This window comes from Winogradskyella damuponensis, from assembly GCF_039538385.1.
Taxonomy (GTDB): domain Bacteria; phylum Bacteroidota; class Bacteroidia; order Flavobacteriales; family Flavobacteriaceae; genus Winogradskyella; species Winogradskyella damuponensis.
Genome location: NZ_BAABCB010000016.1, coordinates 83,383 through 90,113 on the forward strand (window position 1 = coordinate 83,383; position 6,731 = coordinate 90,113).

The following is a 6,731-nucleotide window of genomic DNA, read 5'->3' on the forward strand; positions in this document are numbered from 1 at the left end:
TGTAGCGTTGACCTAAGTATAAAGGCAAAATCACTTGTTACTCTAACATTTTAGTGTTATCTATTTATATTCAATATATTGTTGAATAAAAGTTTCATTAAAAATTAAAAGATATCAATTTTTTTGTAATTTTACTCTTACTAAATTAGGGGATTAATTTTTTGAAGTTGATTAATAGTAAATCTCTTCACTAATACAATAATGTTTAGCTATTTTAAGATTTTAAGTGTGACTTAAAGGCAATTTAATGTGTCTTATTATTTAATATTTGTAGGTTTTTTCTATTAAATATAGATTTGTCTTACAAAAAAAATTATTTATTTACACTTTGTCGGATATATTTGTCATTTTATCGATATTTGTAATATGTTTTATTTACTCAAACTGAATTATACATCAACTATATAATCATATGAAAATCTCTACTCGATTCTCTTTTACTAAGAATATTAATACCAGTTTATATATGTGCATGGTTTTAGCGAAGTTATCTTTGTTTAGGTTAAAAACCTTTTTCCTTGTTGGTTTCTTTTCGTCATTTTTAATAATGAATGCTCAAGAAGATGTAACAACCATTTATGGTGATCAAGGCGGCTTTTTTGTTTCTTCTACTGGAGCAACAGTTACGGCAACAGATTCAAATAATTTATTAGGATTTATAGCTGATGGTGTTACGTACTCTACAGGTGTAGACGATTCTGTTTTAACATCTAATGGGATTGTTTTTACTCCAGCTAACTTTCGTGCTTTTCCGATACCAGGTGTAATCAATTACAGTAACCCAGAATTGTTGGGGGTAGCTTACAATTGGGGTGGAGTGAACCAAACCAATACTCCTTCAGATTATATTAATAATTTTTCACCAATAGTACCTACTAATTTTGTTAGAGATGGAGCTAGTGGTTTAGAGATGAGTACAAATTTTTTCAATATTGATCCGCAAGATATTGGATATGATGATTTAACCGTTCTTTCCGTAGCAAATATTACAGATAACATACCTGATATCATTGTGAATCAGACAGGTGCGCCTGGAGGTAGTGATACATTTAAGTTTGTAGATAACCTAGGAAATACAGTAGGGAATGTTGTTGTTGTTGATTTTTCTTCTACTCCGGTTGTTGCAGGTGTAGATTGGACTATTTATAATGTAGATCCTAGTACAGGAAGTGTTGTTAGTACATTTGGTGTAAATACATATAGAGATTTTAGGGTTTTATCATTTTTGTTGAGTGATTTTGGAATTACAGCTGGTAATTCTTCGCAAATAGTAAAATTTGTGCACACAACATCAGGTAATACAGACATCGCTTTTACAGCTTATAACACTAATAGTCTAGGGTTTAGTACTGCAGTAGATTTGAGTATTGATGCTAGTGTAGCATCTTCAACGAGCTTGTGTACAACAACTGATGTTGATTTGGTTGCTACGGTTACAAATAACAGTGCCAACAACAGTTATAGTTTTGTAGTAGAATCTCCGTTACCGTCGGGTTTAAGTTACACTAGTAGTTCTGCGGTTTTTTCATCTGGGTCTGGTACAGCTTCTTACGATTCAGTTTTAAATGAATGGGTGATTTTTGGTTTACAAGCAGGTGAAAGTGTAATCTTAACGGTTAATGGAGCTGCATCTCCAACGTTACCTATTGTCTATAATACAAGTATTACTAATATGGCTCAATCAGATCCTGATTATAGTAATAATTCATTTACAGTTTCTGAAACCGATTCAGATTGTGATGGTGTATATGATTCGTTAGATCTAGATAGTGATAATGATGGGATTTTAGATGCTGTTGAAGATGAAAATTTAGATTTAGATAATGATCCTTCAACAAATCCTACAGACACAGATAACGATACAATACCAGATTATTTAGATTTAGATTCAGATAATGATGGTTGTTTCGATGCTATAGAAGCCGGTCATATAGCAACAGTTTCAGGGGAAGTTGTTGGTGTGGGTTATGATGTCAATGGGCAAGTTACAGGATATACAACAGCCTATACAGGAACAAATAATAATATTATAACAGCAACGCAAGTTGTCGTAGATTTGGCACCTGCAAACCAAACTATAGTTGAAGGAGTTACAACCACATTCTCAGTTGTAGCTAATGGAACAAGTACTACGGTTTATTCTGGTACAGCTCCAAATACAGTGCCAGATTATAATGCGGTGTCTGCTACAAATACTACTTCAGGTATCAATTATCAATGGCAAGTAGATGAAGGTAGTGGTTTTGTGAACCTAACTGATAACACGGTTTATTCAGGTACCAATACCTCTTATCTTACTATTAGTAATGCAACAGTCTCACAAAGTGGGAATATTTACCGAGTGCTCTTAAGTCATGATGATAATAATTGTATCAATGAAACTAGAGATGCAACCTTAACTGTTACAGCATATGTAGATCCTTGTGATCCATTAGCATCTGGCAATCTTGATTCCGATAATGATGGTATAAGTGATGAATGTGATTTGGATGATGATAATGATGGAATATTAGATACAGATGAAGGTTGTGGTAATTTAGTTGTAAACGGCTCTTTTGAACAGCAAAACTTTACAGACGATACAATTTTTCCAAATGGATTTACAAGTGCAGTTGGTACTTTTATAGGAACTAATTATAATACAAATAGTTTATTAGGATGGGATTATACTCAAAATCTTGATGGATGGGTAGGTAATTCTCCTTATGGAGGAAGTGCAAATTTTGTTGCAGCTTATCACGGAAATCAGTTTATTGATATTGTAGGAAGTAATAATGTAACACCAGGAAACATTTCTAATGTTTTATCTCAAGTTATAAAAACAGTACCTGGAGTTACATATAAGTTTTCTTTCTATTGGGGTGAGGATATTGGTCACAGTGCAGGAAGTACGGTGACGTTAGAAGTTGATGTTTATGATGTTAATGGATCATTAATTGATGAAACTCTCACCGCTACAGCAGACGGTTTAGTAAATGGTCTTATAGGTCCAAAAAACTGGAGGCTTTATGAACAAACATTTGTAGCAACGACTTCGCAAACAACTATTGCTTTTTCTGCGCAACATTTTGGTTCTAACTATGGTGCTGGTGCAGATCTTGATTATGTCAGAGTAGAATCTTTATCAGGATGTTTAGATACAGACAATGATGGAGTGCCTGATGCTTTAGATTTAGATTCGGATAATGATGGTATATATGATGTTGATGAAGCTGGTAATGGCGAGTTAGATACAAATAATGATGGTGTAATAGATAGTAGTGATGCCGTATACAATGATGATAATGGAAATGGAATTGATGATGTAGCTGAAGTTAACATACCAATTGATACTTTAGGAGATGGTAGTTTTGATTTCCAAAATACAGATAGTGATGGTGATGGCTGTTCAGATGCTAATGAAGCATATGGAGATGCTGATGCTTCCGGTTCAGATAATGGACAATTTGGTGATCCAGATCCAGCTTCGGTTAACGCAATTAATGGTTTAGTTACAGAAACAGGAGTAGATTATTCTTTAGGAACTAATTTTGCTGTTACCGATCCTATAAATACTTCAGCATGTAATCCTTGTCCTGATACAATACCACCTGGTAACCCAACAGCTGCGATAGCTGCAGCAGATGTAACTTTTGATATAGATAGTGGATTAAGTGCAGGTTTTCCTGCAGTATTAAACTCTATAACAATTGCTGGCGAACCAAATGCATTTACTGCAATATATAAGCCAAATAATGTTAATTATCAATACGCAAATCCAGCAGGAAATAGTCAGTATGTTAGAGATCAATTGAGTACAACAGCTACAATAGCAGATGGAGAAGAAATTTATAATGCAGCTTTACTTGCTGCAAATGCTGAAAATGATTTAAGGCATTATGTATCAATGGATAATACCATAGATCCAACAGATTATAATGAATACATTTATAACTCTCCAATTGCTTCTGCTTCTAATAGATATATTATTGTTACTGAACGAAATGGTAATAATGAATTAAGTATTCAGGCCTTAGATAATTCTTTAAATCCTACAGGGAATATTGTATTGGCAAATGCAACAAATTATATTGATACTGGTGTTGCTACCGATTTTACGCAACATGTATTTTTAGCTATTTACCCATTAACCGCGTTAGTGCCATCTGGAACAGATGTTCAAGGTATTAGAATTACTCAAAGTGGAGCAACAGCTGGAGATGGAGGAGATGGAAAAGCGTTTATCGTTTATGACCCTTCATTCTTAGTTTTACCACCTACTATAGAGTATACAACATCAGCTGTTCAGCCAGATTGTGTATCTGTTCAAGGTTCTATCTCTATTGATGCTTTGGATAATGGTGGAGGTGCCATGGAATATAGTGTGAATGGTTTAGCAGGTCCTTTCCAATCAAGTCCTAACTTTAGCAACTTGGCTCCTGGTTCATATACAGTTGCAGTTAGATATATTTCCTCACCTAGTTGTGTAGAGGTTGCTTTATCTCCAATCGTTTTAGATGTTCCTGATATTTGTGATATAGTTTCAAGTAATGAATCGGCATGTAGTGATAACGGTACTCCGTTAATTACAACCGATGATACTTTTACTGCAGACATAACAGTCTTCTTTTATAATCCTCCAGCAACAGGCAACTTAGAATTAACAGGAGATGCGACTAGAACAGTTCCTGTAACTAGTTTAACAGCTCCTTCCTATACATTTACGGGAGTAGAATTACCAGCAAATGGCACCAATTTGTCGTTTACTGCTACTTTTTCAGCTGATACTAACAGAACTTTAACAGTTAACGATGTTGTTACTGCGCCTTTTGAATGTAGTGATGAAAGTTGTTATGATATTATACCTGTAGGGAATCCTAGTGCGGCGCTTTTATCTAGCGAAGTTAGTTTTAATATCTCTAGTGCTCCTAATGCAGGATTCCCTGCAGTATTAAATTCTATAACGGTAGCAGGTCAGCCAAATCCGTTTACTGAGATTTATATACCTAATAATGTGAATTATCAGTATGCTAATCCACAAGCTACGAGTCAATTTGTTACGGATCAATTAGGTACAACTGCAACTATAGCTGACGATCCAGCGATTTATAATGCTGCGTTATTAGCCGCAAATTTTGAAAATGATTTAAGACACTATGTGTCTATGGATAATACTATCGATCCTACTGATTTTAATGAGTTTATTTATAATACACCTATAGCAGCTGCTTCTAATCGTTATTTGGTAATTACAGAACGTAATGGTAATAACGAAATGAGTATTCAGGCCTTAGATGGTTCGTTAAATTTAATAGGTAATATTGTGTTAGCAAATCCATCAGTATACATTAATACAGGTGTCCCAACTGATTATACTCAGGAGATATATGTAGCCATTTATCCATTAACAGCATTGGTGCCTTCTGGTACAGATGTACAAGGAATTAGAGTTACTCAAACAGGTGCTGCTGACCCAGGTCCAAACTTTGGTGATGGTGGTGATGGAAAGGCGTTCATAATTTATGATAATGCATTTTTAACTCCTCCCCCAACAATTAATCTTGCAACTACTGTTGTACAGCCAACTTGTGCAACAAATACTGGTTCTATTAATGTAGGAGCAACAGATAATGGAGGAGGAGCTATTGAGTATAGTGTTAATGGTTTGGCAGGTCCTTTTCTTCCAACACCTAACTTTAGTGGACTTGCAGCAGGATCATATACTGTCGCTGTTAGATATGCAGGAAACCCTGATTGTGTTGAAGTTGCATTAGAGCCAATTGTTTTAGTAGAAGCAAATTGTTCTATTAGTTTAATTAAAAGTGTATCTAGTGTAGATGCTTTAGGAGCAGCAGGAATATTAGACGATGAAATAACTTACGAATTTACTGTTACTAATACTGGAGACGAAACATTAACAAATATTATTGTTACAGACCCATTAGTAGGAACAGTAACTTGTGTTTCAACGACTCTTGCTCCAGGAGCTAATACGACATGTAGTGCAACATACGTAATTACTCAGTCAGATATTGATAATGGGGGAATAGAGAATTCTGCAATTGTAAGTGCGGAAGCACCAGGTGGAGATACTTTAGACCCAAGTGATGATATCACAGATGTTTCTGATACTGGTACTGCTAGTGATGGAACGGTTGTAACGGATCCAGAAACAGTAGAGACTGATGATATCGATACTATAAATGGAGATAGTAATGATTCCGATCCAACAAATGATGTTACGCCTTTTGAAATTTCTCAAAACCCAGAGTTAACAGTTACAAAAACAATAACGACTTCAGGAGCGGTATTGAACGATGTTATTGTCTATGATATTATTGTAGTTAACACAGGAGATGTAACAATAACCGATATTGAGATTACCGATGCGAATGCAGACTTGGGAACATTATCGTATCAAGGTGGACTGACAAATATTCCAAGTTTAGCACCAAACGCAAGTGCTACCGTAACAGTAGAGCAAACAATTACTCAAGCGGATATAGATGCAGGCTTTGTAGAGAACAGTGCAACTGCCATAGGAGATAGTCCTTATGGAACAGATGATGTAACCGATGTTTCAGATACAGATGTAGATCCAAATGGTGATCCAATCTTGGATAATGAGACCGTAGATGGACCAGATACAGGTACGAATCCTACAGAAGATCCAACACGAACAGACTTAGATCAAAGTCCAGAGTTAAGCATAACCAAAACAGGTAGTTTAGACTTGGGCGCTGATAATGCCG

1 protein-coding gene is annotated in these 6,731 nt (G+C 35.3%); it reads left to right on the top strand.

Features of this window, described 5'->3' with window-relative positions; genetic code table 11:
* Positions 1-412: 412 nt before the first annotated feature.
* Positions 413-6,731: DUF7507 domain-containing protein (locus ABD730_RS08295; protein WP_425583518.1), on the top strand; the 6,319-nt coding region annotated here is incomplete at its 3' end.